Origin of the sequence: Aestuariimicrobium kwangyangense DSM 21549, assembly GCF_000421525.1 — a bacterium.
In the GTDB taxonomy this organism is placed as follows: domain Bacteria; phylum Actinomycetota; class Actinomycetes; order Propionibacteriales; family Propionibacteriaceae; genus Aestuariimicrobium; species Aestuariimicrobium kwangyangense.
Window position 1 is genome coordinate 299,413 of sequence record NZ_ATXE01000001.1, and the last position, 26,188, is coordinate 325,600.

Annotated in this window: 25 protein-coding genes; 14 read left to right on the plus strand and 11 right to left on the minus strand. The window is 69.0% G+C overall.

All coding sequences use genetic code 11. The features are described from left to right. Positions 1–170: 170 nt before the first annotated feature. On the plus strand, positions 171–581 hold the full coding sequence (locus H507_RS0101410) for a (R)-mandelonitrile lyase (protein WP_022908938.1): 411 nt from the start codon (positions 171–173) through the stop codon (positions 579–581). A 10-nt stretch (positions 582–591) separates the two neighbouring features. Here the strand turns inward: H507_RS0101410 and H507_RS13920 are convergent, their stop codons facing one another. Continuing rightward, positions 592–1,140, minus strand: coding sequence for a YceI family protein (locus tag H507_RS13920; protein WP_022908939.1), 549 nt, complete (start codon positions 1,138–1,140; stop codon positions 592–594). Further along, complete coding sequence (locus H507_RS13925) at positions 1,137–1,472, minus strand: hypothetical protein (RefSeq protein WP_022908940.1); 336 nt, start codon at positions 1,470–1,472, stop codon at positions 1,137–1,139. Before H507_RS13925 ends, H507_RS13920 begins: the two co-directional genes overlap by 4 nt. A gap of 207 nt (positions 1,473–1,679) precedes the next feature. On the opposite strand from H507_RS13925, the gene H507_RS0101430 reads away from it, so the two are divergent. Further along, positions 1,680–4,484: a helix-turn-helix transcriptional regulator gene (locus H507_RS0101430; RefSeq protein WP_245558827.1), complete on the plus strand. Its 2,805-nt coding sequence runs from the start codon at positions 1,680–1,682 to the stop codon at positions 4,482–4,484. Between the two features lie 20 nt (positions 4,485–4,504). Beyond that, entirely contained in the window at positions 4,505–5,098 is a 594-nt protein-coding gene (locus H507_RS0101435) for a YdeI/OmpD-associated family protein (protein WP_022908943.1), read from the plus strand. 104 nt (positions 5,099–5,202) lie between these two features. On the opposite strand, the gene H507_RS0101440 is transcribed toward H507_RS0101435, so the two are convergent. Together H507_RS0101440 and H507_RS18035 are read right to left on the minus strand one after the other, a co-directional pair. Next, the gene (locus tag H507_RS0101440) at positions 5,203–5,700 is read right to left on the minus strand and encodes a DUF2231 domain-containing protein (RefSeq protein ID WP_022908944.1); all 498 of its coding nucleotides are present in this window, start codon (positions 5,698–5,700) and stop codon (positions 5,203–5,205) included. A 3-nt stretch (positions 5,701–5,703) separates the two neighbouring features. Then, on the minus strand, positions 5,704–6,033 hold the full coding sequence (locus H507_RS18035) for a COG4315 family predicted lipoprotein (protein ID WP_051139597.1): 330 nt from the start codon (positions 6,031–6,033) through the stop codon (positions 5,704–5,706). Between the two features lie 513 nt (positions 6,034–6,546). Between H507_RS18035 and H507_RS0101450 the strand changes: the two genes are divergently transcribed. From H507_RS0101450 to H507_RS0101465, 4 genes are all read left to right on the plus strand, one after another. Then, complete coding sequence (locus tag H507_RS0101450) at positions 6,547–7,131, plus strand: RNA polymerase sigma factor (protein ID WP_022908946.1); 585 nt, start codon at positions 6,547–6,549, stop codon at positions 7,129–7,131. Further along, positions 7,124–7,828, plus strand: a complete 705-nt coding sequence (locus H507_RS0101455) for a zf-HC2 domain-containing protein (protein ID WP_022908947.1) — start codon at positions 7,124–7,126, stop codon at positions 7,826–7,828. Before H507_RS0101450 ends, H507_RS0101455 begins: the two co-directional genes overlap by 8 nt. Before the next feature lie 113 nt (positions 7,829–7,941). Further along, entirely contained in the window at positions 7,942–8,583 is a 642-nt protein-coding gene (locus tag H507_RS0101460) for a dihydrofolate reductase family protein (RefSeq protein ID WP_022908948.1), read from the plus strand. 283 nt (positions 8,584–8,866) lie between these two features. Further along, the gene (locus tag H507_RS0101465) at positions 8,867–9,514 is read left to right on the plus strand and encodes an NADPH-dependent F420 reductase (protein WP_022908949.1); all 648 of its coding nucleotides are present in this window, start codon (positions 8,867–8,869) and stop codon (positions 9,512–9,514) included. Between the two features lie 84 nt (positions 9,515–9,598). Here H507_RS0101465 and H507_RS17765 read toward each other — a convergent pair whose 3' ends face one another. After that, positions 9,599–10,255, minus strand: coding sequence for a hypothetical protein (locus H507_RS17765; RefSeq protein ID WP_157438841.1), 657 nt, complete (start codon positions 10,253–10,255; stop codon positions 9,599–9,601). Between the two features lie 691 nt (positions 10,256–10,946). Between H507_RS17765 and H507_RS0101475 the strand changes: the two genes are divergently transcribed. Continuing rightward, positions 10,947–12,200 carry an anaerobic sulfatase maturase gene (locus tag H507_RS0101475; protein ID WP_022908951.1) on the plus strand — a complete coding sequence of 418 codons (1,254 nt, stop codon included), beginning with the start codon at positions 10,947–10,949 and terminating at the stop codon, positions 12,198–12,200. A 10-nt stretch (positions 12,201–12,210) separates the two neighbouring features. Here H507_RS0101475 and H507_RS0101480 read toward each other — a convergent pair whose 3' ends face one another. Continuing rightward, positions 12,211–13,113, minus strand: a complete 903-nt coding sequence (locus H507_RS0101480) for an undecaprenyl-diphosphate phosphatase (protein ID WP_022908952.1) — start codon at positions 13,111–13,113, stop codon at positions 12,211–12,213. A gap of 146 nt (positions 13,114–13,259) precedes the next feature. Between H507_RS0101480 and H507_RS13935 the strand changes: the two genes are divergently transcribed. Next, positions 13,260–14,501, plus strand: coding sequence for an MFS transporter (locus tag H507_RS13935; protein WP_022908953.1), 1,242 nt, complete (start codon positions 13,260–13,262; stop codon positions 14,499–14,501). A gap of 52 nt (positions 14,502–14,553) precedes the next feature. Next, complete coding sequence (locus tag H507_RS0101490) at positions 14,554–15,375, plus strand: aldo/keto reductase (RefSeq protein ID WP_022908954.1); 822 nt, start codon at positions 14,554–14,556, stop codon at positions 15,373–15,375. 106 nt (positions 15,376–15,481) lie between these two features. On the opposite strand, the gene H507_RS0101495 is transcribed toward H507_RS0101490, so the two are convergent. Continuing rightward, complete coding sequence (locus H507_RS0101495; RefSeq protein ID WP_022908955.1) at positions 15,482–16,357, minus strand: aldo/keto reductase; 876 nt, start codon at positions 16,355–16,357, stop codon at positions 15,482–15,484. A gap of 247 nt (positions 16,358–16,604) precedes the next feature. Between H507_RS0101495 and H507_RS0101500 the strand changes: the two genes are divergently transcribed. Next, positions 16,605–17,063, plus strand: coding sequence for an SRPBCC family protein (locus H507_RS0101500; RefSeq protein ID WP_022908956.1), 459 nt, complete (start codon positions 16,605–16,607; stop codon positions 17,061–17,063). A gap of 47 nt (positions 17,064–17,110) precedes the next feature. On the opposite strand, the gene H507_RS13940 is transcribed toward H507_RS0101500, so the two are convergent. Further along, complete coding sequence (locus tag H507_RS13940; protein WP_022908957.1) at positions 17,111–18,076, minus strand: diacylglycerol/lipid kinase family protein; 966 nt, start codon at positions 18,074–18,076, stop codon at positions 17,111–17,113. Positions 18,077–18,180: 104 nt separating this feature from the next. On the opposite strand from H507_RS13940, the gene H507_RS0101510 reads away from it, so the two are divergent. Next, the gene (locus H507_RS0101510) at positions 18,181–19,506 is read left to right on the plus strand and encodes an MATE family efflux transporter (RefSeq protein WP_022908958.1); all 1,326 of its coding nucleotides are present in this window, start codon (positions 18,181–18,183) and stop codon (positions 19,504–19,506) included. 8 nt (positions 19,507–19,514) lie between these two features. On the opposite strand, the gene H507_RS0101515 is transcribed toward H507_RS0101510, so the two are convergent. Together H507_RS0101515 and H507_RS13945 are read right to left on the minus strand one after the other, a co-directional pair. Then, positions 19,515–20,021, minus strand: coding sequence for a glycine cleavage system transcriptional repressor (locus H507_RS0101515; RefSeq protein WP_022908959.1), 507 nt, complete (start codon positions 20,019–20,021; stop codon positions 19,515–19,517). A gap of 47 nt (positions 20,022–20,068) precedes the next feature. Continuing rightward, positions 20,069–20,731 (minus strand): DedA family protein, encoded by a 663-nt coding sequence (locus H507_RS13945; protein WP_022908960.1) that lies wholly within the window; start codon positions 20,729–20,731, stop codon positions 20,069–20,071. A gap of 162 nt (positions 20,732–20,893) precedes the next feature. On the opposite strand from H507_RS13945, the gene H507_RS0101525 reads away from it, so the two are divergent. Further along, the gene (locus tag H507_RS0101525) at positions 20,894–21,754 is read left to right on the plus strand and encodes an inositol oxygenase family protein (RefSeq protein ID WP_022908961.1); all 861 of its coding nucleotides are present in this window, start codon (positions 20,894–20,896) and stop codon (positions 21,752–21,754) included. 147 nt (positions 21,755–21,901) lie between these two features. Further along, the gene (locus H507_RS0101530) at positions 21,902–23,698 is read left to right on the plus strand and encodes an NAD-dependent malic enzyme (RefSeq protein ID WP_022908962.1); all 1,797 of its coding nucleotides are present in this window, start codon (positions 21,902–21,904) and stop codon (positions 23,696–23,698) included. Positions 23,699–23,753: 55 nt separating this feature from the next. Here the strand turns inward: H507_RS0101530 and H507_RS13950 are convergent, their stop codons facing one another. After that, positions 23,754–26,126, minus strand: coding sequence for a sodium-translocating pyrophosphatase (locus H507_RS13950; protein ID WP_022908963.1), 2,373 nt, complete (start codon positions 26,124–26,126; stop codon positions 23,754–23,756). Between the last annotated feature and the right edge of the window lie 62 nt (positions 26,127–26,188).

Below are 26,188 nucleotides of genomic sequence, written 5' to 3' on the forward strand. Positions count from 1 at the left end.
TCGTTGTTGTCAGCACATCCCGAGCCACTGCTCGGTGCTCCTTGCTGCCCACCGTAGGTCGCGGCTTGGCCCTGAGGCAGTCCCTGCCAGTACACCCCTGCCAGGACACCCTTGGCGGTAGGCATGGTGGTGACAGACTCCGTGACAGGCCACAGCGAAGGGAAGCCACCATGCAGATCACTCCCAGCTCCATCGACACGGTCAAGGGACCGGACGACTGGTTCACCGGCGACGTCTACATCGACACCGTCGCCGATGCGCCCGCCCCGTCACGGCTCTCGGCAAAGCTCGTCCACTTCACGCCCTCGGCCCGCACCCACTGGCATCGTCACCCCCTGAGCCAAACCGTCTTCGTCACCGAGGGTGTGGGCCTGTGCCAACGTCGCGGGGGGCCGATCGAGGTGATCCGGCCCGGTGACAGGGTGCTGTTCGAGGCGGACGAAGAGCATTGGCATGGCGCTGCTCCCAACCGGTTCATGGTTCATCTCGCCATCAACGAGGCGGACGCCGACCATGCCGTCGTCCACTGGCTCGAACCCGTCACCGATGCTGAATACGGCGCAGCGCCGCCCATCCGCTGAGCCTCAGGTCTCAACCGCCCGTCGACGTGCCCGTGCGTTCGAAGAGCGCGGCCACGTCGATGTCGACGAGGCGGCCGATGATGAAGGTCGGCACCCGCATACCCAGTCCCGTGCGATCGAGCCGGGCGGTCACGTGTACCTGCGCGTGGTCCTGGTCGGTGGTCGTCCCGCTCACGTGCAATTCGAGCGGGCAGGACGCCCCACGCGCCGACAGAGTCGCCGGCACCGTCCACTGCGTCACCTGGGGTGTCGTCGGGCCGGTGTGCACGCTGATGACCGGATGGCCCACGCCATCGAGCAACGATGGCTTCTGCAGGTCGCGGTCACGGTGGGCATTGCCGGTGTCCACCCTCGTCAGGTCGAGGTCGACCCGGGATGACACCACGGATCCATCCGCGTCGGTGACGACCCGACCAGCGGTGATCGGTAGGGTGCCCCGGGTGGTGGCGACCAGCTTGTCCCGCACCGAGAAGGTGGCCGTCGAGGACTCGGGCACGACCGTCCACCTGGAGTTCTCGCTCGGCACCGACGTCAGGTCGGGCCCGGACGGGGCGTTCATCGCGCGCCAGCCCGATCAGCGACGAACGCCTCGGCAACGGTGTATCGCTCCACCCGGGAGGGTCCCGGCAGCAGCGCAGGGTCCTCACCGGGCACCAGCTGCGAGGTCATCACCACCTCGGCGAGCAGGTCGAGTGTCGACTCCGAACCGGTGACCAGCAGGATCGCCCGGCCACCGTCGGCCTGGCGCAGGTCGTAGCGAGCCACGATGTCGTCACGCAGTCGCTGGTTCGCATCGATCAGCGGTCTGATGCGTTGGGTGTCGGCGAGTTCGGCGGCCGCGAGCAGCTCGGGCGATTGCGGTCCATCGAAGATCATGAGTTGGGCGTGCATGGCGACTCCTTCGGGTTCACCGGTGGTGGGAATGCCTCCACGGTGCGCCGCGAACGCCCCGCACGCCTCAGTGCTGCCACCGAATTCGCCACTGAGATCTCCGCCCCGCCCTGGTCATCAGGGATGGGACACGTGATCGGGTCCCGGGACGAATGAATTCGGGCGTCGCCCGGCATCCCGCGGCGTGACAATGGTCACGTGGTCGCGATGGTGGGTCGCTCCGCCCAGCTTGCTGTCATCGACGACGCGGTCGCCGCCGCGTCGGCCGGTCGAGGCGGGCTCGTGCTGGTCACCGGAGAGGCCGGGATCGGCAAGACGATGCTGGGCCTGGCGGGCATCGAGAGGGCCGCCGCCGTGGGTCTGCGCACCGCCCATGGCTTCGCCGTGGACGACACGGGGGCCCCGGCTCTGTGGCCGTGGAGTCGGCTCGCGCGACAACTGCCCGAACTCGACACGGTGGTCGCCGCCGTGAAGCAGGCCGATCTCGACAACGACGCCGGACGCTTCGGGGTGGCAGAGGCGGTCGTCGATGCCCTGACCCATGCCGCCGAGCCGTCCGGTCTGCTGGTGCTGCTCGAGGATCTGCACTGGGCGGACTCCCTGTCGGTGGCGGTCCTTCGTCACGTCGCCTTCGACCTGCCCCATTCGCGGGTTGTCGTGCTGGCCACCGCCCGGGATGACGCGGCGACCGCGTTCGGGCGCGCCCTTCCCGATCTGCTGCGTGGTGGCGGATCGGTGCTCGTCCGGTTGACGGGACTCGACCCCGGGGCCGTGGCCCAGTGGCTGTCGAGCGACCCGTCGCTGACGGGCTGGGGTGCTCTGGTCCACGAACTGGTGCGCCGTTCGGACGGGAATCCCTTCTTCATCCACGCCGTCACCTCCCAGGCGCCGCCCGCGTCGGGTGACCTCGACGACGTGCTGGCTGAGCGGCAGGACATCAGGGGCCTGCTCGCGGCGCCGCTGCTGCAGCTCACCGACGAGGCGCGTGACACCCTGATCACCGCTGCCCTGATGTCGGAGCGGCTCTCACCGACCCTGCTCGCCGCGGCGTGCGGGCGCACGGTCGCACAGGTCACCGACCACATCGCCCAAGGTTGTCGGGCCGGACTGTTGCAGCACCGCGCCACCGGACTGTCGTTCACCCACGCGCTGGTGCGTGACGCCGTCATCGCCGACACCGAAGCCCACCATCGCTCTGCCAGGGAGGCCTCGATAGCGGCGGCCATGCAGTCCAGTGGGGACGAGCTGTTGGTGGGTCCCAGCGCGGTTCACTGGGATCGGGCCGAGGGACATGCAGCCTCGGTCAACTGCCGCGACGCCGCCCGAGCGGCCGCCGCCCGGGCCGCGGCCGTCCACGCCCACGAGGAGGCGGTGGCGTTCTCGCGGATGTGCGTCCGACACACCCGTCGACTCGACCACGACGACGCCGAGCTTGCCGAGTGTCTGGTGGAGTTGGCCGGTTACGAATGGCTGGCGAACCAGGTCCCGGCAGCCGTCGACTCCTGTGTGGAGGCTGTCGACGTGGCGGAGGCGGCCGATCGTCCCGACCTGATGGCGCGCGCCGCCCTCGTCCCGCAGGGCATCGGCTCGCGTGAGGTGGCGCGTGTCGTCGCCGGTCTGTGTCGGCGAGCCCTGTCCCGGGTGCCTCCGGAGGACCTCACGACCAGGGCCCGGCTGAGCAGTCAGATGGCCGTCGCTGCGGCCGAGGACGCCGTCGATGCGAGTGCCGACGCCTTGTCTGTCGCGGCACTGACCTTGGCTCGCCGTTCGTATTCGCCCACCGCAGAGCTGGAGGCCATCGCGGCTCGGCATCTCGTGCTCTCCTACCCCCAGGCCATCGACGAACGAGTGCCGCTGGCCGAACGAGCCGTCGAACTGGGGCGCTCGTCCACGACGGCGATGGGAACCCTCTGGGGCCACCTGTGGCAGGCCGACATCGCGTTGCAGCGGGGCGACCTGGTCGCTCTCGACGACGCCATCGTGCAGATCGCACGCGTCGCCGCCCGACGTTCCTCACCGGTGGCCCGCTGGCACGAGCATCGGTTGAGGGGGTTGGTCGCTGCCGTGTTGGGAGACTTCGACGGGGCCAGAACCCAGGCCGGGGCCGGCCTCCGGATCGCCGATCGAACCGGGGATCGGTCCCTGATCGGGATGTACCACATCGTCTGCGTCCAACTGGCCCTGCTCCGGGGTGACCCGGGCGAGATCACCGAGCCGGGGCTGCGCGTGCTCGAGGAGGCCACGGGCATCCCGCTGGTGCGCGCCAGTCTGGCCCGCGCCCTCGCCCTGGCAGGCGATCGCGGCCGGGCGGTCGCACTGCTGGCCACCCTGGCGGACCTTCCCGAGCGTGTTCCGGTGGGGCCGCGGTGGATGGGCACCTTGGGGCAGATCGGTCTGGCCGCCGCTGCGCTGGACGACCCTGACCTGGCCCGCAGGTGCCACGCCCTGCTCGCCCCCACCGCGCCTTGGTACGGCGCTGATGGTGGTGGGACACCGTTCTACTCGGGATCGAACGAGTTCCCGCTCGGGGTGATCGCGGTGGCTGCGGGTCAGCGGGACGTCGCCGCCGACCACTTCACACGAGCCATCACCGCGAACCAGCGGATCGGGGCTCGTCCCTATGTCGCACTGGCCCGGCTCGGGCTCGCGGAATGCCTGGAACACGATCCCGCACCGTCCGCCGGACATCGGTCGGGGACACCGACCGTGCGGGAGCTGGCCGCGGCCGCCGCTGAGGAGTTCCGGCTGCTCGACATGCCCGGCCCCCTCCTGGGCGCGGAGCGGCTGCTGGCCCGTCCCGCTCCGACCGACGCTCCCGTGCTCACCACGCGGGAACTCCAGGTGGCGCGGTTGGTGGGCCAGGCGCGCACCAACCGGCAGATCGCCGACCAACTCGTCGTGTCGGTGCGCACCGTCGAGTCCCATGTGCGCAGCGCGCTGGCGAAACTGGGGTTCAGTACGCGCACCGAACTCGCCCTGTGGGTGCGAGCGCGATCGGACGGCCGACCCTGAACTCCGGTTAGCCTGCCGCCATGGCTGAACTGGAGGAGCTGGTGCTCGCCGATTCCGAGGAGCTCCACGCCTGGCTGCTCGCCCACCACGACACGTCCCCGGGCGTCTGGCTGGCGTTGACCCGGAAGGGCGGCACCGTCACGACCCTGACCTGGCAGCTCGCCGTGGACGAGGCGCTCTGCTTCGGCTGGATCGACGGGCAGGCCCGCAGCCGCGACCAGGAGAGTTCCTGGATTCGGTTCACGCCTCGCCGACCACGAAGCATCTGGTCGCGTCGCAACGTCGAACACGTCGCCCGGCTCGAGGCTGAGGGAAGGATGCTCCCCGCCGGCCGCGCCGCCGTCGAGGCCGCGAAGGCCGATGGCAGGTGGGCAGCCGCGTACCCACCACCCTCGGAAGCGGAGGTGCCGGACGACCTACTGGCCGCCATCGAGGCGGTGCCTGAAGCCCGGGCCATGTTCGAGGTGCTCACCAAGTCCAACCGCTTCTCGATCATCCATCGCGTGAATGCGGTCAAGCGGGCCGAGACCCGTGAGCGAAAGATCAGGGAGTTCGTGGCCATGCTCGCCCGCCACGAGACGCCCTACCCCCAGAAGGCCAAGCCGGCGGAGTAGTGGCGCGCCATTCATCGGCCAACGCGCCCGTCCCTCGCCCGGACCCGTGGGGTTCGTCCGGACGAGGGCGGGGGGCTGCGGGCCACGCATCGCAGGTTCTGGGATCAGCGACCTCCCCACACCAGGGTGGCGCCCGAGTGGCCGACCAGGGTGACCAGCACCAGCGAGGCCAGCGCACTCACCACGACGACCACCGTCGAGGCCAGACGGAGCGTCCGGCGATCCTGCGGTGGTCCGACGCCAAGGGTTCGTCGTCCCGACCGTCCGCCGGCGATCGCGGTGCCGCTGTCGGACCACACCAGAGCGGCGAGCGAGAGGGCCAACACCAAGGCGGGCCACGGTGCCCACAGGCCCCACATGCGGTGCGTCGCGAACTGGGGGCTCGAGCCGATCCCGATCTGGGACGCGAGCGCTGGACCGGTGAGCCTGGCCGCCAGCGCCCCTGCCGCGCCCGCCGCCGCGAAGGCCACCGTCAGCCAACCGAACCGGGCGCGGAGCCCCGGACGCCAGCTCAGGACCAACCCTCCCAACGCCGACAGCGGCACCAGCACCACCGCGACGTGCACGATCAGCGGGTGCAGCGGAAGTCCACCGATGTTCATCGTCTACTTCTTGATCGGGTTGCCGTCGCGGTCGAGCACGAACCAGACCGAGCCGACATTCTGCCCGGTGGTGTCGCCCTTGGCCTTGTCGTTGAACCAGTAGTAGAGCGGCCAGCCGTTGTAGGTGGCCTGCTCACGACCGTCCTTGCGGGTGAACGAGCCCAACTTGGAGTCGTCGACCCCGGCCCCGGCCTTCGGCTTGCCCAGCAGGGGCGGCCACTTGACCAGGCAGTCGCCCTCGCAGGCGCTGGTGTTGGAGGCGTCCTTGGTGAACATGTAGAGCGTCATCCCGGCACCGTCGACCACGATCGAGCCCAGCGGGGTGTCTGACATGGCGAGCGTCAGCCTGTCACCCATGGGAGCCGACGAGCTGGGAGCCGAAGAACTGGGGGCCGAACTGCTCGACCCGTACTGACCGTCAGCGGCGGCGCTCGACGACTGCATCGACGAACTCGAGCTGGGCACCGTGTTTCCTGCGGACGGGGTCGCTGCCGGTGAACTGCAGGCCGCCATCGCGAGCACGACGACGGCACTTCCGGCGAGCACCCGGATGCGGGACGCTGTGCTCGTGGGGAACGGACGCCCCATCACGCGAGGCGCCCGGTGTGGACCAGCGGCCCGGATGAGGGGTGACTCTGTGGGAGCTGAGTGGGTGAGAGGTGAGTGGGTGGAGCGATTTGTTCGGGTGAAGAGAGCGGACACCATTCCTCCTGAGAATCGTCGGCCCGGTGTTCACCGTGGCCGCTGCCGTTCCCAGTGATACGGATGCAGCGTCCGCAGGGATTGCGCCGACGACAGATTGGTCTCCGCGCAATCCCTGGGACGGGTTCATCCGTAGATCAGCATGTGACCCTCTTCTCGCTCGCCGATCGGGCGCCGGACGCTGCCCTCGTGGCTGGTCTGGTGGTCAACGACGACGCGGCCGCGGCAGCATTCGTCCGACGGTTCGAGGGACGCGTGTTCGGACTGGCGCTGTCGATCACCCGCGACCGGGGGCTGGCCGAGGAGGTCAGCCAGGAGGCCTTCCTGCGGGCCTGGCGGGCGGCCGCAGTGTATGACCAGCGGCGGGCCTCGGTGCTCACCTGGTTGTTGGCGATCACCCGCAACGCCGCGATCGACACGATCCGAACCCAACGCTCGACCCCGATCGACGGCGAGGTGATGGAGCGTCTGATCTCGACCACGCTGAGCGGCAACCCCGACCAGTCCGGTGCTCGGGTGGAGCACCTGGACGCCGCCGAGCGGCTGCGGGCCCTCCCGCCGGAGCAGGCACGAGCGGTGGTGCTGGCGGTCATCGCCGGACACACGGCCCAGCAGGTGGCCGACCTGGAGGGGATCCCCTTGGGCACCGCGAAGACGAGGATCCGCACCGGACTACGGCGTATGCGTGCCACCGTGGTGGCTGAACATTCTGAGGTGGACGATGACTGAGCGGCATCCCGACGACGACGCGCTGGTCGATCTGGTTCTGCAGACCCCGGAGCCGGACGAACGCGCCCGGCTGAGCGCCCACCTGGCTTCCTGTGACGCCTGCCGCTCCCGCTACGCCGAGATCTCGGACGGAGCCCAGCAGGTGCTGGCCGCCGTTCCCTCGATCGCACCCCCGGCGGGATTCTCCGGACGAGTGCTGCAGGCCATGCAGTTGGGCGAGGAACCCGTTGCAGCGGTCGCCCCAACCCGCGCCCTTCGGGTAACGCGACCTCGCTGGACGAGGGGGGTGCTCGCGGTGGCTGCCGCCCTCGTGGTCGGCCTGGGGGTCGGGATCGGCGGCACGATCGTCGTCCACGACCGGCAGCAGCCGGCTGCCGTCAGTCCCACAGCGGTGCGGTCAGCGGCGGCGTTGGTGACGGCCGATGGCACCAGCGTCGGCACGGTGGGACTGACCACCATTGCGGGACGACAGGTGCTGGTGGTGACCGTCACCCGCGCGAAGCCCGGCAAGAGCTACGACTGCGTGGTGGTCGGTGGCGATGGCAGGCGCCGCACCGTCGGGTCGTGGACGCTGACCTCGACCTACGGGTCGGAGACGGCCGCTGGCACCTGGGCGGTGGATGTTCCGGCTGGTGGGGTGCAGGGCGTGGAGTTGGTGACCAGTGAGGGCAGGGTGTGGTCGCAGGCGGCCTTCTAGACCGTCAATCCCCGAGTGGCTGGGACGACAACCCGGCAGGCTCGGCGAGCGCCGCGTGGTTGTTCGTCTACGGCATGATCACCGCTGCACCACCTGAGGTGTAGGAACTTCCCATGGCCATCACCAGGATCCACAACTTCTCCATCTCACTCGATGGCTTCGCCACCGGCGAGCCCCAGTCGCTGGAGGCTCCGTTCGGGCACGCCGGGCACAAACTGCACGAGTGGATGTTCGCGACCCGGTCGTGGTCCCCGAAGGGAGCCATGGGCGCCGACAACGCGTTCGCCGAGCGCCACGGTCCGGGGATCGGCGCCGAGATCATGGGCGCCAACAAGTTCGGCCCGCCCGGATGGCAGGACGACCCGGAGTGGCGCGGATGGTGGGGCGAGAACCCGCCCTTCCACACGCCGACCTTCGTGCTCACGCACCGGCCGCTGCCGCCCATGCCCATGGAGGGTGGCACCACCTTCCACTTCCTCGAAGCGTCACCGCAGGAGGCGCTGGCGGTTGCCATGGATGCCGCTGAGGGTCAGGACGTGCGCATCGGGGGCGGGGCGAGCGTGGTGAAGGACTTCCTTGCTGCAGGCCTGGTCGACCACATGCACCTCGTTCAGGTGCCGATCACTCTGGGACGAGGCGTTCGGCTCTGGGACGGTCTGGAGGGGCTGGAGCAGGACTACTCGATCGAGGCGGTCTCCACTCCGAGCGGGGTCACCCACTTCACCTTCTCCAGGAAGGCGCCTGTCGCTGACTGACGAGCACCTGCCGGCGGCGCAGCAGGTTGCGCCAAGACAGATCAAGACCCGCGAGGTGCGTCGCCAATGCCGATCTTGAGGCAACCTGCTGCGGAATCGGCCGCCTCGGGCGCCTCGCAGGAGGAATGGCCACCGAGAAGCAGGGTCAGATGGGGCGCCTCGCCGATCAGTGCGCCGGTCCACAGGACCGCTGGCGCCGGCCATCAACAGTCGCGCCGAGGCGCCGCTTCCTGATCTTCAGGCGTCACCCGGAATGCTCGATCACCACCGCGGTTGACCAGACATGACAACAATCGGATTGATCGGTGCCGGACACATCGGCTCACAGGTGGCACGACTCGCAGTGGCCAGCGGCTACGACGTGGTGATCAGCAACTCCAGGGGTCCCGAGACCCTCGCGGATCTGGTCGCCGAACTCGGACCCCAGGCACGCGCCGCCACCCCCGTCGAGGCCGCGAAGGCTGCCGACATCGCCGTCGTGACGGTGCCGCTGAAGGTGATCGACACCATTCCCGTCGACGAGCTGGCCGGCAAGATCGTCATCGACACCAACAACTACTACCCGCAGCGTGACGGGCAGATCGCCGAGCTCGACGACGAGTCCACCACCACGGCAGAGCTGCTGCAGAGGCACCTGCCGACCTCGAAGGTCGTCAAGGCGTTCAACCACATCTACTCCGCCGAACTGACCACGCACGGTCTGCCCGCGGGCACTCCTGATCGACGGGCGCTCGCCCTGTTCGGGGACGACGCCGAAGCAGTCGCCACGGTCGGCAAGCTGCTCGACCAGTTCGGCTTCGACGCCGTCGAGGTCACGCCGCTCTCGGAGGGATGGCGCATTCAGCGCGACACCCCTGGTTACGGACCCCGCCTCAACCGCGAGGGACTGACCGAGGCCTTGGCGCAGGCACGCCGCTACCGCGACATGTGAGCGGACGGGTTCGTCCCGGGCGGGCGCCGGGTTCTCGACACGGCGCTCGTCCCCCTCGCTCCTACTCGACCGAGGGCACGCAGTTCAGGCCGGAGTGAGCCGGGCCACCGTGCAGGAGTTCGCCCTCACCTTGGCCGGCAGGTCGGCGAAGGTCTGCTCACACCACGAGGTGACCTCCGCTGAGCTGGTGAAGCCGCCGTCGAAGACCGTGACGTAGTAGGGCCGTCCGTCACGGGTGGTGATGCCGCGCCCGAAGCTGGTCGACAACACCAGGCGCACGCTGCCGCTGAACCGTAGGTCGTCACGCAGCTGCATGTGCTGGTCGTAGATGTCGGGCCAGGTCCAGGCTGCCGCCCCACTCGGCGGGGGATCCAGCGGGTCGACCGTGCCCAAGGCCTTCGACGCCAACTGCGCCACGTAGTGACCGTCGAACGAGACCTCCGGCGCGTCACTGCGCACCAGGTCGTCCAGACCCTGCTTGGCCAACTGATCGGCGCTCAGGGTCGGCGTCGGAGTCGGGGTGGGAGGCGGTGCGGACGAGGCCGCCTCGGTGGGTGTGGGTGTGACCACGGCTGAGGTCTCTTGCGCGGTCGCGGGCGAGGCCTCGGTGGCCACCGCGCTCGTGACCACGGGACTCTGGCTCGCCGCCGCCACCGAGGGCCTGCTCGCCCCCCCACGCCTGAGGAAGATGATCACACCGATGGACGCGATCAGCGCCACGGCGAGTACCGCGGCCACCACCACGAGCAGGGGAGTGGCCCGTCCACGAGACGGTGGTGCGGAGGCGTACCCGACCCCCGGGCCCGGCTGCCTCGGCCCGAAACCTGACGGTTGCGGGTAGCCCGGGCCGGGCGCCGGGTAATGCTGGGCAGACCCCGGTTGGCCGGGTCCGTAGCCCTGGGGACCAGGGCCGTACCCCTGCGGCGGCGGGGGATAGCCGTGTTGGCCCCCGTATCCCGGTTGGCTCCCGTATCCCGGTTGGCCCCCGTGTCCCGGTTGGGCCCCGTATCCCGGTTGACTTCCCTGTCCCGGCTGACCGTAGCCCTGACCAGGTCCGGCGGGCGGACCCTGGGGACGAGTGGGATCGCCCCAGGCCTGGCGGTTCGGATCCGCGGGCCATCCGGCCCCTTCGTTCTGATTGCCCTCGTTGCTCACGGACAGACCCCTAACGGCCCCGTCGGCCTCGATCGGCGCCCTCAGCGCCGAGCCGAACGCCACGATGCTAGCGCCGGGCGCTGCGGCGGGAACCAGCCACCCCGGCCCGCGAACCAACACGCGCGGGAATAGCCTGAATGGGCCCGAACAGCCGAGGAGAGGGCCCGTGAGCACCGCCGCCACACCCGTTCCACCACCAGTTCCGCGACCACCCGCTCTTCAGGGACCACGCGCTCTTCTGCGACCAGACCTCGCTCCACGAGCGTCCACCAGCGGGATGCCGATCCCGACCGAGTCGCGTCGGCGTCGTCCGTTCTCGTTGCTGGCCAAACCGACCGGGGCGGCGTGCAACCTCGATTGTTCGTACTGCTTCTTCCTCTCCAAGGAGGTGCTGTGGGCGGGCTCCGACCAGCGGATGTCCCACGAAACCCTGCTCACCTACCTCTCGGCCTACCTCGACTCCCAACCGGACGGCCCGGTGACCGTGGCCTGGCAAGGAGGGGAGCCGACGCTGCGCGGACTGGGCTTCTTCCGTGAGGCGGTGCGCCTGACCGAGGAGTTGGCCCGTCCGGGGCAGCGGGTGGAGCACGCGCTTCAGACCAACGGCACCCTGCTCGACGACGAGTGGGGCGAGTTCCTCGCCGAGCACCGCGTGCTGGTCGGCATCAGCATCGACGGGCCCGAGCACCTGCACGACACCTACCGGGTCAACAAGGCCGCCCGCGGAACCCACGCCCAGGTCGTCCGTGGCTGGCGGGTGCTGCAGCGCCACGGCGTCGACACCAACGTGTTGTGCACGGTGAACTCGGCCAACGCTGACCACCCGCTCGACGTGTACCGCCACTTCCGTGACGAACTGGGAGCGCGGTTCCTGCAGTTCATCCCGATCGTCGAGCGGGTCGCCCAGGGAGAGGACGAGGTGGCCGAGGCCGGGTGGCGCGACTCCTCGGGCGAGCACGTGCTCTACCGCCAGCACGGCGAGGGCGTCACCTCGCGCAGCGTGCGTCCGGTGCAGTGGGGCACCTTCATGTGCACGATCTTCGACGAGTGGCTGAGCCGCGACGTGGGTGAGGTGTTCGTGCAACACGTCGACGCCGCGCTGGGAGCCATGTTCGGGCGCTACTCCCTGTGCGTGCACGCTCCCGAGTGCGGGGGAGCGCTCGCCGTCGAGCACACCGGCGACGTGTACTCCTGCGACCACTACGTCGAACCCGAGCACCTGCTGGGCAACGTGCACCGCGACCGCCTCGTCGACCTGGTCACCTCGCCCCGGCAGCGAGACTTCGGACGATCCAAGCGCACCGCCCTACCCCAGCAGTGCCTGGACTGCCGGGTGCGGTGGGCCTGCCACGGAGGATGTCCCAAGGACAGGTTCGACCTCACCCACGACGGGGAACCCGGCCTCAACCACCTGTGCGAGGGCTACCGGATGTTCTTCGGGCATACCGAACCCCACCTGCAGGTGATGGCACGGCTGATCCAGCGCGGACGACCTGCCGCCGACGTGATGGCGGGGCCGATGCCGCGGTGATCGGGCCGCCTCAGCGCGCCAGGAACCAGACCAAGCTGCCGAGACCGGCGACCAGGCAGTAGAAACCGAACGGACGAAGCGATCGCTTCGAGACGTAGCGCGTGAAGAAGGCAACGGCCACGTAGGCGCCGATGCCGGCCAGTACCGCGCCCAGCAGGGCTTGCCAGCGGATGCCGTCCCCCAGCGGGCTGAACAGGTCGGGCAGCTTGAGCACACCGGCGGCGAGGATGACCGGGGTGGCCAGCAGGAACGAGAAGCGGGCCGCATCCTCCTTCTTGAGCCCTTTCAGCAGCCCCGCGCACAGGGCCGCCCCGGAGCGCGAGATGCCGGGAGCCAGCGCCAGGATCTGCGAGGAACCGATCAGCAGGGTCTGCCCCCACGTGAGGTTGGCCAGCCGGGCATCGGACTCGGGACCGCTGACCCGCTCGTCCACGTAGTCGGGCTCCACGTCGCCACGACGCCGGACGATGGCGTCGACCAGCAGGATGATCAATCCGTTGACGGCCAGGAATGCGGCGGTCGGCAGGGGGCGCCCCAGGTTCGTCCGCAGCCAGTGCTCGAAGAGCAGACCCACCAGCCCCACCGGGATGGTGCCTACGATCAGGCGCCAGATCAGCTTCTCGTCCGGGGTCTGCATGCGTCGGTGGGCGATGCTCGTGAAGAACCCTCGGATGAGGCGCACCCAGTCACGTCGGAAGTAGAGCAGCAGGGCGATCGCGGTGGCCACGTGGGTGGCGACGATGAAGGCGAGGTAGGTGGACTCGGGGGCGGAGACGTCCATGTCGCGGTGCCAGTGGCCGCCCACCCAGGCCGGCAGCAGCACGCTGTGGCCCAGGCTCGAGACGGGGAAGAGTTCGGTCACTCCCTGCAGGAGTCCGATGATGGCGGCTTCGAGCCAACTCAGGTGATTCACAGCCGCCAGAGTGCCACCCGATGCTGTGGATCAGGTGCGCCACTCCGCGGACCTCCCCTCACGCGCCCCGCGGATTTCACCCGCACCCGATGCGCATCCATGAATACTTGATGCCCATTCAGTTCGCTCGGGCCTAGGCTTCTGCGGTGAGCACCCCCCAACTCGATCGCCACGCCCTGGTCAACTGGCGCAACGCGATCATCACCGCCTTCGCCCTCGGCGGCGTCGCGAGCGCGGCCTTCGGGGCCCGTCTCCCGAGCATCCAGGCCGACCTGGGTGTCTCCAAGGGCACCTTGGGCACCATGCTGATCGGCACCACCGTCGGTGCCCTGGCCGGACTCGCGTCGTCCGCGTGGATCCACCGCACGTTCGGTGCCCGCAAGGGCATTCGCACCAGCCTGTTCATCGTCGCTGCCGGCGTGGCCCTGATCGGTCTCGGCGCCGGCGCGCTGCACTCGCCGGTGATGGTGATCCTCGCGCTCGCCCTCACGGGCTACGGCATCGGCTCGCTCGACGTGATGATCAACGTCGAGGGATCGATGGTCGAACGACAGTTCCGCAAGACCCTGATGCCGCTGATGCATGCCGCCTGGTCGGCGGGAGTGATCGTGGGAGCCGGCATCGGGGCCGGCAGCGCTGCTCTCGGACTGCCGGTCGAGTACCAACTGCCGCTGCAGGGTGCGTTGGTCGCGGCCGGTGGGTGGGTGTTGTCGTGGGGCGTCCCCTCGCACGAGGCACCCGAGACCCCGGCCGAGAAGGTCACGTGGGGAGAGCGCGCCCGCGGCATTCTCGCCTCGGTCAAGGACGTGCGTCTGGTGCTGATCGGTCTGGTCATGCTGGGCTCGGAACTGGGCGAGGGCTCGGCCAACAACTGGCTCACGCTCGCGGTGCGCACCGAACACCACCAGCCCGAGGCCATCGCCGGCCTGTTCCTGGTGCTGTTCGCCGCCTCCGAGACCTTGGCCCGTGCCTTGGGCGGCCCGGTCGTCGACCGGATCGGACGAGCCCGGGCCGTCCGTGTCACGAGCGTGCTGGGGCTGGCCGGGATCGCGTTGTTCATCCTCACCGACCACTGGCTCCTGGTCGCCGTGGGCGTGCTGCTGTGGGCGTTCGGTGTCTCGATGGGGTTCCCGCTGGGCATGAGCGCAGCCGCCGACTCGGGCCCGAACCCGGCCGCCCGGGTGAGCTTCGTCGCGGTCATCGGGTACGCCGCCAACCTGACCGGCCCTCCCGCCATCGGCAACCTGGCCGATGACGTGGGACTGCTGAAGGCGCTGTGGGTGATCGCGGCGCTGTTCGCGGTGGCCGTGCTGTGTGCGTCGGCGGTGCGCAAGGAGCCCGAGCCGGTGCATCCGGCGGACGACCAGTTCCGGCTCGCTGCCAGCTGAGCGTCCCAGCCGATACCTCCCACGGGAGGCTCGTCCGTGGTGCGATGGAGGCATGGAACTGACTTCATCGCTACCCCTGAACGACGGCACCAGCATTCCCACCATCGGCTTCGGCACCTGGCTGCTCGAGGAGGGGGACGAGTGCTACACCTCGGTCTCGGCGGCCCTGCGCCTCGGCTACCGCCACATCGACACGGCCCGGGCCTACCAGAACGAGGCATCGGTCGGCCGCGCCATTCGTGACTCCGGGATCCCCCGGGACCAGATCTATGTGACCTCGAAGATTCCCGCGGAGGCCAAGAGCCACGAGGCGGCCGTGGCGGCGTTCGAGACCACCATGCGTGAACTCGACATCGACCAGCTCGACCTGCTGCTGATCCACGCTCCGTGGCCGTGGGACGAGATCGGCAAGGACTGCCGAGAGGAGAACAAGCAGGTCTGGAAGGCGATGGAGGACTTCGTCGCCGACGGACGGGTGCGCTCGATCGGGGTCTCGAACTTCGGGCCGGACGACCTTGAGAGCCTGCTGCCGGCGTGCACCATCACGCCCGCGGTCAACCAGATCCGCTGGTTCATCGGGCTCGACCCCTCCGACACCGTCGCCGCCTGCAAGCAGCACGACATCGTGGTCGAGGCCTACTCACCGTTCGCGCACGGGCTGATCGTCAACCATCCCGAGATCAGTGACATCGCCGCCCGCTACGGGGTGAGTGCGCCCCAGTTGTGCATCCGCTACCTGCTGCAGATGGGTGCTGTGGTGCTGCCGAAGGCCACTTCGTCCGACCACATCGCGCAGAATGCCGAACTCGACTTCGAGATCTCGGACGACGACATGGCAACACTGACCGCCATGCGCGACACCGACAAGGGCTGAGCCGCACCAGGGCCCGAACAGGACTCAGGGTCGGCGGTGGTCACCTGACCGCCGCCGACCCTTGGTCGTCCACCTCCTCGACCGAGCGCCGGCGAGGTGATCGGACTCAGCCGAGCGAGTCCCAGCCCTCGTCCGCGGTTTGCCAGCGCTGGGCGACGTGGGCCAACACGTCGTCGGGCAGCGGGCCCTTCTCGACGATGGCCAGGTTGTGGCTGAACCGCTCGGGCTTGATGGTGCCCACGATCGAGACCGAGACCGCCGGTGCGTATGCGGTGAACCGCAGGGCGAACTCGTCCATCGGCAGGTCGACCTCGTAGGCGAGCTTGGCCAGCCGGTCCCAGTAGTCCTCGTGGTACGAGCCCACTGGGCGCTCCGTGTCACGCCAGGCGGCGTTGGCGATCGGACGCTTCGCGATCACCCCGGGGGAGTTGGTGGCCGCAGGCAGGATCTCGCGCAGGTTGCGTTGGTCTGCGATGTTGACCGAGCACTCGACCACGTCGCAGCGTCCGCTGGCGAGCCCCCACGCCAGGCTGTCGCCGTCGTTCGAGATGCCGGTGAACCGCACCTTGCCCTCGGCCTTGAGGGCGTCGAGTTCGTCGAGCAGTGAGGCCTGCTGGTCGCCGAACGGACGCGGTCCGTGCAGCAGCACCACGTCGAGGTGGTCGGTGCGGAGCCGGTGCAGCGACTCCTCGACACCTGCCCGGGTGGCGGCGGGGGTCCAGTCGTCCACGCCGGCGATCTTGTGGCCGGTCTTGCTGACGAGCACGTACTCGTCGCGGCGGTGGGAGAGGTGCGTGCCGATCTTGTTCTCGGAGTCGCCGTAGCAGTGGGCCGTGTCGATCAGCGTGATGCCGGAGTCGAGCAGGCCGTTGAGCAGGGTCGAGACCTCCTGGTCGGTGAGGGACTTGGCGCGCAGTTCGCTGCCGCCGAAGCCGAGGACGGAGGTGGTGAGGCCGGTGCCGCCGAGGGGTCGTTGTTCCATTTCCTCAACCTAGCCGCGTTGTCCTCGAGGGGGATGGATGCCCACCGCTCGCTCCGATCCACTGGTCACACTGGGCAATCGTGCCGATCGTGCGTTCTGGCGGCGAAAGTCACGGCCGGGGAGCAACAATCGCTGTCAGCCGACACGATCGGCACGATTGCCTCACGAGCTTGGCTGGGGAGTTTGGGTGGAGGGAGCTTGGCTGGGGCTCGCCTCGGCGACCGGGCGCCGTGGAACAATCGGACCCATGGGAAAGCCTTGGGCGGTGGCGCGATCGATCATCATTGCGGCCGATGTGGCGCGGGTGCACGCACTGGTCAACGACTTCCAGCACTGGGCCACCTGGTCACCGTGGGAAGATCTCGACCCCTCCTTGGAACGCACCTACCGCGGGCCGGCGAGCGGAACCGGGGCCGAGTATGAGTGGTCAGGAAACACCCAGGCCGGCACGGGACGCATGAAGATCACCAATGTCACCGACGAGGCCATCGCCATCGATCTGGCCTTCCTCAAGCCGTTCCCGGCGACCTCGACGGTGCGCTTCAGCTTCGTCCGGGTGCAGGGCGGTACGAAGGTGACGTGGGCGATGCAGGGTGAACTGAACACCGTGATGCGGGTGCTGTCGAAGATCCGCTCGATGGACGCCATCATCGGCCCCGACGTAGAGAAGGGTCTGGCCCAGCTCAAGGCTGAGGCGGAGGCCTGAGCGGGGTGCAGCCCGGGGTCTCGAGACTCTCGACCGCGCAGCCCCGATCAGTCCGCCTGGTTCTCGATGATCTCGTCGGTGGGGTAGTGCTCCTCCTCCGGTGCGGCCACCCGTACCACCAGCGAACCGGCGTTCATGCGTGCCTCGAACCGCGTCACCTCGTCGATGGAGTCACCGTCGACCTCGGCAGGGGTGGGTTCCGAGACCTCGACCACGACCTCGGTCCCGGCCCATTCCTGCACTCGTCCATGACCCTTGCGGTGACCGGTGATCATGTCGGCGACCACGGACGCCCACCCGAACACTCCCTTGGGCGAGACCATCACGGTGGCGAACTCGCCGTCGTCAATGGCCCCGTCGGCGGCGAGATCGATGCCGCCGCCGATGGAGGGTGAGTTGCACACCATCACCATCCGCGAGTGGGTCGCAGGACGCTTCGTGCCATCCACCGTCACGGTCGCCTCGAAACCACGCTTGGCCAGCGCCTTCACCCCGCTGGCGACATAGGCGGCGCGGCCGACCTTGGCCTTCAGGTCTTCGTCCGTCTCGGCCATGATGTCGGCATCGAGCCCGATGCCGGCGGCGATGACGAAGGGTTCCTCCTTGGAGGAATCGCCGAAGGTCGCCCAGCCGATGTCCATGGTGTGGTCGTCGCCGCTGAGGGCGATGGTGAGGCACTGGTCCATGTCGTCCACCGGCAGGCCGAGGTTGCGGGCGAGCAGGTTGCCGGTGCCGGCGGGCAACAGTCCGAGCACGACGGCGGTGCCGCTGAGCACTCCGGCGACGTGGCGGACGGTGCCGTCCCCGCCCATCGCGCAGACGAGTTCCGCGCCCTTGTCGACCGCCTCCTGGGCCATGGACGCCCCCGGATCCTCCTCGGTGGTGGTGATCCAGAGCGGTTCGGGCCAGTTGAGGTCGGCGGCAACCTCAGTGAGGTGCTGCTGCACGGTCTCGAGGTCGTCGAACTTGGTCGGGTTGTACACGATGGCCCAAGTCCTGGTGGCGTCAGTCATGCGCCAACAGTAGGGCTGGCGAACCGGCCCCCGCGACGGTGACGCGCGCATCCACAGGTGGCGGTCGTCCCCAGGCGACGCCGGGGGGCTGCTTGAATGACGCCGTGAGTGAGACCACCGGCAGCCCACGCCAGATCCTGTCGCTTGCGGTTCCGGCGCTCGCCACCCTGGTCGCCGAACCGCTGTTCCTGCTCGCGGACACCGCCATGGTCGGGCACCTCGGCACACCCGCCCTCGCTGGGCTGGGAGTCGCGGGCGCCGCCCTGTCGACGGCGGTCAGCATCTTCGTCTTCCTGGCCTACGTCACCACGGCGGTCGTGGCCAGGCAGCGTGGCGCGGGACGACCCGACCGGGCGTTGGCCGCCGGCCTCGACGGTCTCTGGCTCGCCCTGGGTCTCGGACTGCTGGTCGCGGTACCCACCGCCGTGTTCGCCCCCACCGTCAGCGGATGGTTCGGGGCAGGACCCGACGCCGTGGCCGCCGCCACCACCTACCTGCGCATCTCGACCTTGGGCATCCCGGCGATGTTGGCGGTGCTCGCGTGTTCTGGCACCCTGCGCGGGTTCCTCGACATCCGCACCCCGCTGGTCACCGCCGTGTTCGGCTTCGGCGCCAACATCGTGCTCAACTACCTGCTCATCTTCGTCGCCGGTCTCGGCATCGCGGGCTCGGCGTGGGGCACCGTCATCGCCCAGAACGCCATGGCTGCGGCGCTGGTGACGGTGGTCGTCCGTCGGGCCATCGAGGCCAGGGCCACGCTTCGTCCCCATCTCGGACGAGTCTGGCGCGCGGCTCTCGGCGGGGTGCCGTTGCTCGTCCGCACCATGGCGCTGCGGGTCGCGATGCTGGCCACGACCTGGGCGGCGGCAGGCTTCGGTGACCAGACGCTCGCGGCCCACCAGGTCGTCTTCACCATGTTCGGCATGTTGGCGCTGATGCTGGACGCGCTCGCGATCGCTGCCCAGGCCCTGACGGGGACGGCCCTGGGGGCCGGTGATTCCGAGGGTGCCGTGCGGTTGACCAGGCGACTGACCTGGTGGGGAGTGTGGGGCGGCCTCGGGCTCTCTGCCCTGCTGGCGGCGACCCACCGGCTGCTGCCGGGGCTGTTCACCACCGATGCGCAGGTGCGCGAGCGGATCGCGGCGGGGTTGCTGACACTGGCCATCTACCAAGCGGTCGCGGGGGTGGTTTTCGTGCTTGACGGGGTGCTGATCGGCGCCGGTGACGGACGAGCGCTCGCGTGGCTGCAGGTGATCGTGCTCGCCGTCTACCTGCCTGTGCTGGTGTGGTTGCACGCCGGGGCCGAGTCGATGATCGGGAGCCGCGGCATCGTCGCGCTGTGGCTGGCCTTCGGCTGGTTCCTGGTGGCGAGGATGGTCGGGTTGCTGCTGCGGGCCAGGTCGAGGGCGTGGGTGCGGCTGGGCGCGTGAGCGAGCGCTCAGCGCAGGTCGAGGTCGACCATCAGTTCGCCGGCGAGCTTCTGCAGGGCCGCCACGGCGGCCTCGGCGTGGGTGGCGTCGTCGACGTGGGCGGTGACGGTGGCGCGGAAGAGGCGTCCACCCGCCATCGGGGCATCGACGATGGCCGACTCGAACCGGTCGATGGAGACCTGGTGGTCGCGCAGCACGCCGGTCACCTCCTGCACCAGACCCGGACGATCGTTGCCGACCAGTTCGAAGCCGATGGCCTCGCGCGGCGCGGAAGGTGCGGGGCTTCCCGTGTGGACGGCCACGTCGAGCAGACCTTGTAGCGGGGCCAGTGCTTCGGCGAGTTCGGACGAGCGGGCATCGTCCACCTCGATCTCGACGATGCCGGCGAACTTGCCCGACAGTTCGGCCAATTGACTGCGTGACCAATTGCCGCCGTGGCTCGACACCACGTCGGCGAGGGCCTTGACCAGACCTGCGCGGTCGTCGCCGATGACGGTGAGCACGAGAGTTGCCATGTGAGCGATCCTAGGCTGCCGGCCGGCGCTTCCGCGGCCATGGCTTATCAGTCGACAGCGGCGGACTCCTCGGCCCTCACGACCTCGTGGTCGGACCGCCGGTCCCTGCGCCGACGGTGGCGCAGCCGGGTCACGACGAACCACCCGATCAGCAGCGCGATCACCACGTAGACCACGGTCGAGAAGACTCCCATGTAGTTCTCGACGATGTGCCAGCGTTGTCCCAGCAGGTATCCGGCGATGACGAGCAGGGCGTTCCAGACCGCGCTGCCGAGCAGCGTGTAGAAGCAGAACTGCAGCAGCGGCATCCGCTGGATGCCGGCGGGGATCGAGATGAGGCTGCGCACCCCGGGTACCAAGCGTCCGACCAGCACGGCACGGCGCCCGTTCCTGGCGAACCAGTCGACGGATCGGGTCACGTCCCTGCCCTCGACCAGCGGCAGTCGGTCGAAGGCACGGGTGAGGCGTTCCTCGCCCCAGGCCCGACCCAGGTAGTAGAGGGTGAGTGCCCCGACCATCGACCCTGCGGTGGCCCACAGGATGGCTTCGACCGGTCCGTACCTGCCCTGACTGGCTGCGAAACCGGCGAGCGGCAGCACCACCTCCGAGGGGATCGGGGGGAAGACCGTCTCGGCCGCCGTCGCGACCCCGACTCCCGGTGCACCGATGGCCGCCATCACGGCCAGAACTGCATCAACGATCCTCTGCATCGGGCGATTCTACCTGCAGGACGCGTTTGGGCTTGTCGAGCGCACATCGGTTCCTCTCGGCGTCCGGACTTGCGCCCTCATGTGCGGCCCGCGCTCACCGGAAGTGGTCGCCATTGTGTGGGATTTCTTCCATCTGGTGGGCGGCCGACCTAGCGTTGGTGCATGACCACCACCAGCACGGGCCCACTCTCGGCCGACATGGAGGAATGGGACGACGACCTGCACGACCGGTACCCCACACAGGAGTCGGCCGGCGAGCACAAGTTCCGTGACTACGCAGCCGAGGTGCGCCCCTCGGTGAGGGAGTTCTACCGCCTCAACCACATCAACCAGACCTACGACTTCGCGCGTGGCAAGGTCGAGCAGTACGGCGGCCTCAACCACAAGCGGATGGGCGTCTGGGAGGCGATGGAGTACCTCAACGAGTTGGTGGACGACTCCGACCCCGACACGGATGCCACCCAGATCGAGCACCTGCTGCAGACCTCCGAGGCGATCCGCGCCGATGGTCACCCGCGCTGGTTCGTGGCCACCGGAGCGATCCATGACCTCGGCAAGATCCTGTGCCTGTGGGGCGAACCGCAGTGGGCTGTCGTGGGCGACACCTACGTGCTGGGGCACCCGTTCTCCGACAAGATCGTGTTCAGCGAGTTCTTCGCCGACAACCCCGACTCGAACAAGCCGGAGTTCCAGACTCCGACCGGTATCTACGAGCCGGGCTGCGGTCTCGAGAACGTGCAGATGACCTGGGGTCACGACGAGTACATCTACCGGGTCGCCCGCAAGTACCTGCCGGTCGAGGCGCAGTACATGCTGCGGTTCCACTCGTTCTACCCGTGGCACCGCGAGGGCGCCTATCAGCACCTCACCAACGAGCAGGACCGCGAGATGATGCGCTGGGTGCTGGAGTTCAACAAGTACGACCTCTACACGAAGACGGACGTCCGTCCTGATCCGAAGGCACTCAAGCCCTACTACGAGGACTTGTTCGCGGAGTTCTTCCCCGCCGTCATCGACTGGTGATCGAGCCCCATCGCCGCAGACTCTCATTCCGGGACACACTGCACGCGTCTGACGCGAGAGTCTGTGCCGACGGTGAGAGTTTGCGTGTCGGACGAGGCCTGCTCCCCCGGTGGTGCCGGAGCGTTCCGCTGGGACTAGGGTCGTGCCATGAACGAGGCACCGACGCCCAGCGGTTCACCCGACGCGCCTGATTCACCCGACGCGCCCGATTCACCCGACACCCAGGAACCGGGCGACCTGCCCACCCCTCGCAACTTCCTGCTGGTGCGCACCCCCACCGGTGAGAAGGTGCGCATCGCGGCCCGAGGACGAGGCCTGCTGGGGATTCCCATGATCAACCGGGGCACCGCGTTCACCTACGAGGAGCGCTCCCAGTTGGGGCTGACCGGGCTGCTGCCCTCGCGGGTCAGTTCGATCGAGACCCAGGTGCGGCGGGTGTACAAGCAGTACCAGATGGCACCCGGCGACCTCGGCAAGTACCTGATGCTCGAGGCCTTGCAGGAACGCAACCTGGTGCTGTACTACCGGCTGCTGGCCGAGCACATCGAGGAGATGCTGCCGATCATCTACACCCCCACGGTGGGGCGGGCGATCCAGGAGTTCAGCCGCTGGTACTCCAAGCCCAAGGGCATCTTCCTCAGCATCGACAAGCCCGACGACATCGAGGAGTCCCTGGGCGCCTGGAGCCACCGGGCCGACGACGTCGACCTGATCGTGGTCACCGACTCCGAGGGCATCCTGGGCATCGGCGACCAGGGTGTCGGCGGGGTGGCCATCACCGTCGGCAAACTGGCCGTCTACACCGCTGCCGCTGGCATCCACCCGCACCGTGTGCTGCCGGTGGTGCTCGACACGGGCACCGACAACCTCGACCTGCTGGCCGACGAGAACTACCTGGGCGAGCGGCACGGCCGCGTCCGGGGTGAACGTTACGACGAGTTCATCGAGAAGTTCGTGACGACGGCCACCCGCATGTACCCCAAGGCGCTGCTGCACTGGGAGGACTTCTCGGCCGACAACGCCCACCGCATCCTGACCCGCTACCGCGACCAGGTGTGCACGTTCAACGACGACATCCAGGGCACGGCCGCCGTGGTCGTCGCCGCGGCCCTCGCGGCCTGCCGTCGCTCCCGGACGAAGCTGTCGGACCACCGGATCGTCATCCACGGGGCCGGCACCGCCGGCATCGGGGTGGCTGACCTGATGGTCGACATCATGGTCTCGGAGGGGACCAGTCCCGACGAGGCCCGCGCCAAGTTCTGGGGGCTCGGGTCACGGGGACTGCTGCGCGAGGGCACCAAGTTGCGTGACTTCCAGGAACGGTTCGCTCGTCCGGCCTCGGAGGTCGCTGAGTGGACGGGAACCGGCGAGTTCGATCTCGCCGACGTCGTCACGACGGTGCGGCCCACCATGTTGATCGGCACCTCGGCGCAGGCGGGTGCGTTCACCCAGGAGGTCGTCACCACGATGGCCGCCCATTGCGACCAGCCCGTGATCATGCCCTTGTCGAACCCCACCTCGAAGGCCGAGGCGCAACCGGTCGACCTGTTGAGGTGGACGAACGGCCGCGCCCTGATCGCCACCGGATCACCGTTCGGCGACGTCGAGCACAACGGCGTGGTGCATGAGATCGCGCAGGCCAACAACGCCCTGGTGTTCCCGGGGCTCGGGCTGGGGGTGGTGGTGTCGCGGGCGACCAAGGTCACCGATCACATGATCGCCGCCGCGGCCCGGGCGGCGGCGTCCGCTGTGACCAGACGCACCCCGGGCTCGCCGATCCTGCCCAGCGTGGCGAACCTCCGGGCCGTCTCGGCGAAGGTCGCCCTCGAGGTGGCCGCCGCGGCCGCCGAGGAGGGGATCGCCACCGTCGAGCTGACCGACCCGGTGCAGGACGTGCTGCAGCACATGTGGATGCCCGACTACCCGACCATCGAGGTCATCTGACCCGGGCGTCTGCCCGCACGCCCTCGCGCTCCGGACACGCAGAGGCGGACGAGCCTCAGTCGGTCTTGGGAGCGACCGGGGAGATGTGGTGCGGCAACTGGTGCTCCGCCTCCCAGCCGTGGTTGCCGGGGAGCCCGTCCAGTCCCGGATGCGGTTCCTCGGTGCCCTTGAGCGCCGTGCCCCGCTTCGAGGCGATCACCACGGCACCGATGCCGATGACGGCCGCCAGCACGGCGATCACGTAACGCCAGGTGCTGGGGGTGCCGTTCAGGTCTGACATGGCGACCGTGGCCGGGGCGATCAGCACCGCGACCAGGTTCATCACCTTGATCAGCGGGTTGATGGCGGGTCCGGCGGTGTCCTTGAACGGGTCACCGACCGTGTCACCGATCACGGTGGCGGCGTGGGCATCGGACCCCTTGCCACCGTGGTGACCGTCCTCGACCAGCTTCTTGGCGTTGTCCCAGGCGCCACCGGAGTTGGCCAGGAAGACGGCCATCAGCGTGCCGCAGGCGATGGCGCCGGCCAGGTACCCGGCCAGAGCCGGCGCTCCCAGCCCGAACCCGACGGCGACAGGGGCGGCGATGGCCAGAATCCCGGGGGTGGCCAGTTCACGCAGCGAGTCGCGGGTGCAGATGTCGACGACCTTGCCGTACTCGGGACGGCCCGAGCCGTCCATGATGCCGACGATCTCCTTGAACTGGCGCCGCACCTCGAACACCACTGCACCGGCGGCTCGTCCGACGGCCTGGATCAGCAGGCCGCTGAACAGGAAGACGACCGACGCGCCGATGATCAACCCGACCAGCACGGCGGGGGAGAACACCACGGACTGCAGCTCGAACTCGCGGTACCTGGCAGCACCGTCCAGTGCCTTCGCGATGGCATCGGTGAAGGATCCGAACAGGGCGGTCGCGGCCAGCACCGCGGTGGCGATGGCGATGCCCTTGGTGATGGCCTTGGTGGTGTTGCCGACGGCGTCGAGCTCGGTGAGGATCTGCGCGCCCTCACCGTCGACGTCACCCGACATCTCGGCGATGCCCTGGGCGTTGTCGGAGACCGGGCCGAAGGTGTCCATGGCGACGATCACGCCGACGGTGGTGAGCAGGCCGCAGCCGGCCAGCGCGATCGCGAAGAGTCCGACCACTCCGCCGCCGCCCAGCAGGTAGGCGGCGAAGACGGCGAACGCGATGATCACCGCGGTGAACACACTCGACTCGAGCCCGAGCGCGATGCCCGACAGGATGACGGTGGCCGCGCCGGTGACGGAGGTGTTCCCGACGTCCTGCACGGGCTTGTCCTCGGTGCCGGTGTAGAACCCGGTGAGCGCCAGGATGATGGCGGCCAGCACGATCCCGACGGCGACCGAGCCGAGAGCGACCAGTCGGGGGTCGTCCAACCCACCGCTGTGGTCGACGCCCATGGCCTGGAAGGTCGAGGGCAGGTAGGCGTACGAGGCGATGGCCGAGAGCACCAGCGAGATCCCGGCCGACAGGTAGAACGCGCGGTTGATCGTCCGCAGACCGTTCTCACCGACCTTCGGACGGGTCAGGTAGACACCGACCACCGCGGTGATCACTCCGACGGCCGGGATGATCAGCGGGAAGACGAGGCCGTACTCGCCGAAGGCGGCCCGCCCCAGGATGAGCGAGGCGACCAGGGTGACCGCGTACGACTCGAACAGGTCTGCCGCCATGCCGGCGCAGTCGCCCACGTTGTCACCGACGTTGTCGGCGATGGTGGCGGCGTTGCGGGGGTCGTCCTCGGGGATGTGCTGCTCGACCTTGCCGACCAGGTCGGCGCCGACGTCAGCGGCCTTGGTGAAGATGCCACCGCCGACGCGCATGAACATGGCGAGCATGGCGGCGCCGAAGCCGAATCCCTCGAGGATGGTCGGGGCGTCATTGCGGAAGATGAGCACCACCAGCGCCGCACCCAGCAGTCCGAACCCGATGGTGGCCATTCCGACGGCCGCGCCGGTGCGGAAGGCGATCTTCATGGCCGGGTTGCGGCCCTGGCTGCGTGCCGCGGCGGCCACTCGGACATTGGCGCGGACGGCCAGCCACATGCCGAGCCAGCCGATCAGGGCAGAGAACGAGGCACCGACGACGAAGGCGATCGAGCGGGCGATGCGCAGCAGCCACGGGTTCCCGTCACCATGGGCCGGCAGCGCCAGCAGGGCCAGGAAGGCAAGGGCCGCGAACCACCCGAGCGTCCGGAACTGGCGACCAAGATAGGCGGCGGCACCCTCCTGCACGGCCTTGGCGATGGTCTGCATGCCCACGGTGCCCTCGTCGGCGCGCAGCACCTCGGCGCGGAACTTCAGCGACATGCCGATGGCCACGGCCGCCAGTGCAGCGATCACGACGACGATGGTCAGGTTTCCGGTGCTGAGTCCGAGTTCGAGCGGGACGAGACCAAGGCGCATGGGGTGAGACCTCCAAGGACGGGACAGCTGGTGCTGCGGCGCCCGACCACGTCGTGCGGGCG

What these genes read in the sequence shown, in the direction of transcription:
- H507_RS13925 (WP_022908940.1), bottom strand. Translation starts at nt 1,472, where the DNA reads ATGCACGCCCAACTCATGATCTTCGATGGACCGCAATCGCCCGAGCTG.
- H507_RS0101490 (WP_022908954.1), top strand. Translation starts at nt 14,554, where the DNA reads ATGGAACTGACTTCATCGCTACCCCTGAACGACGGCACCAGCATTCCC.
- H507_RS0101525 (WP_022908961.1), top strand. Translation starts at nt 20,894, where the DNA reads ATGACCACCACCAGCACGGGCCCACTCTCGGCCGACATGGAGGAATGG.
- H507_RS0101465 (WP_022908949.1), top strand. Translation starts at nt 8,867, where the DNA reads ATGACAACAATCGGATTGATCGGTGCCGGACACATCGGCTCACAGGTG.
- H507_RS0101500 (WP_022908956.1), top strand. Translation starts at nt 16,605, where the DNA reads ATGGGAAAGCCTTGGGCGGTGGCGCGATCGATCATCATTGCGGCCGAT.
- H507_RS0101430 (WP_245558827.1), top strand. Translation starts at nt 1,680, where the DNA reads ATGGTGGGTCGCTCCGCCCAGCTTGCTGTCATCGACGACGCGGTCGCC.
- H507_RS0101440 (WP_022908944.1), bottom strand. Translation starts at nt 5,700, where the DNA reads ATGAACATCGGTGGACTTCCGCTGCACCCGCTGATCGTGCACGTCGCG.
- H507_RS0101435 (WP_022908943.1), top strand. Translation starts at nt 4,505, where the DNA reads ATGGCTGAACTGGAGGAGCTGGTGCTCGCCGATTCCGAGGAGCTCCAC.
- H507_RS13950 (WP_022908963.1), bottom strand. Translation starts at nt 26,126, where the DNA reads ATGCGCCTTGGTCTCGTCCCGCTCGAACTCGGACTCAGCACCGGAAAC.
- H507_RS13945 (WP_022908960.1), bottom strand. Translation starts at nt 20,731, where the DNA reads ATGCAGAGGATCGTTGATGCAGTTCTGGCCGTGATGGCGGCCATCGGT.
- H507_RS0101460 (WP_022908948.1), top strand. Translation starts at nt 7,942, where the DNA reads ATGGCCATCACCAGGATCCACAACTTCTCCATCTCACTCGATGGCTTC.
- H507_RS0101495 (WP_022908955.1), bottom strand. Translation starts at nt 16,357, where the DNA reads ATGGAACAACGACCCCTCGGCGGCACCGGCCTCACCACCTCCGTCCTC.
- H507_RS18035 (WP_051139597.1), bottom strand. Translation starts at nt 6,033, where the DNA reads ATGTCAGACACCCCGCTGGGCTCGATCGTGGTCGACGGTGCCGGGATG.
- H507_RS0101410 (WP_022908938.1), top strand. Translation starts at nt 171, where the DNA reads ATGCAGATCACTCCCAGCTCCATCGACACGGTCAAGGGACCGGACGAC.
- H507_RS0101475 (WP_022908951.1), top strand. Translation starts at nt 10,947, where the DNA reads ATGCCGATCCCGACCGAGTCGCGTCGGCGTCGTCCGTTCTCGTTGCTG.
- H507_RS13940 (WP_022908957.1), bottom strand. Translation starts at nt 18,076, where the DNA reads ATGACTGACGCCACCAGGACTTGGGCCATCGTGTACAACCCGACCAAG.
- H507_RS0101455 (WP_022908947.1), top strand. Translation starts at nt 7,124, where the DNA reads ATGACTGAGCGGCATCCCGACGACGACGCGCTGGTCGATCTGGTTCTG.
- H507_RS0101530 (WP_022908962.1), top strand. Translation starts at nt 21,902, where the DNA reads ATGAACGAGGCACCGACGCCCAGCGGTTCACCCGACGCGCCTGATTCA.
- H507_RS13920 (WP_022908939.1), bottom strand. Translation starts at nt 1,140, where the DNA reads ATGAACGCCCCGTCCGGGCCCGACCTGACGTCGGTGCCGAGCGAGAAC.
- H507_RS0101515 (WP_022908959.1), bottom strand. Translation starts at nt 20,021, where the DNA reads ATGGCAACTCTCGTGCTCACCGTCATCGGCGACGACCGCGCAGGTCTG.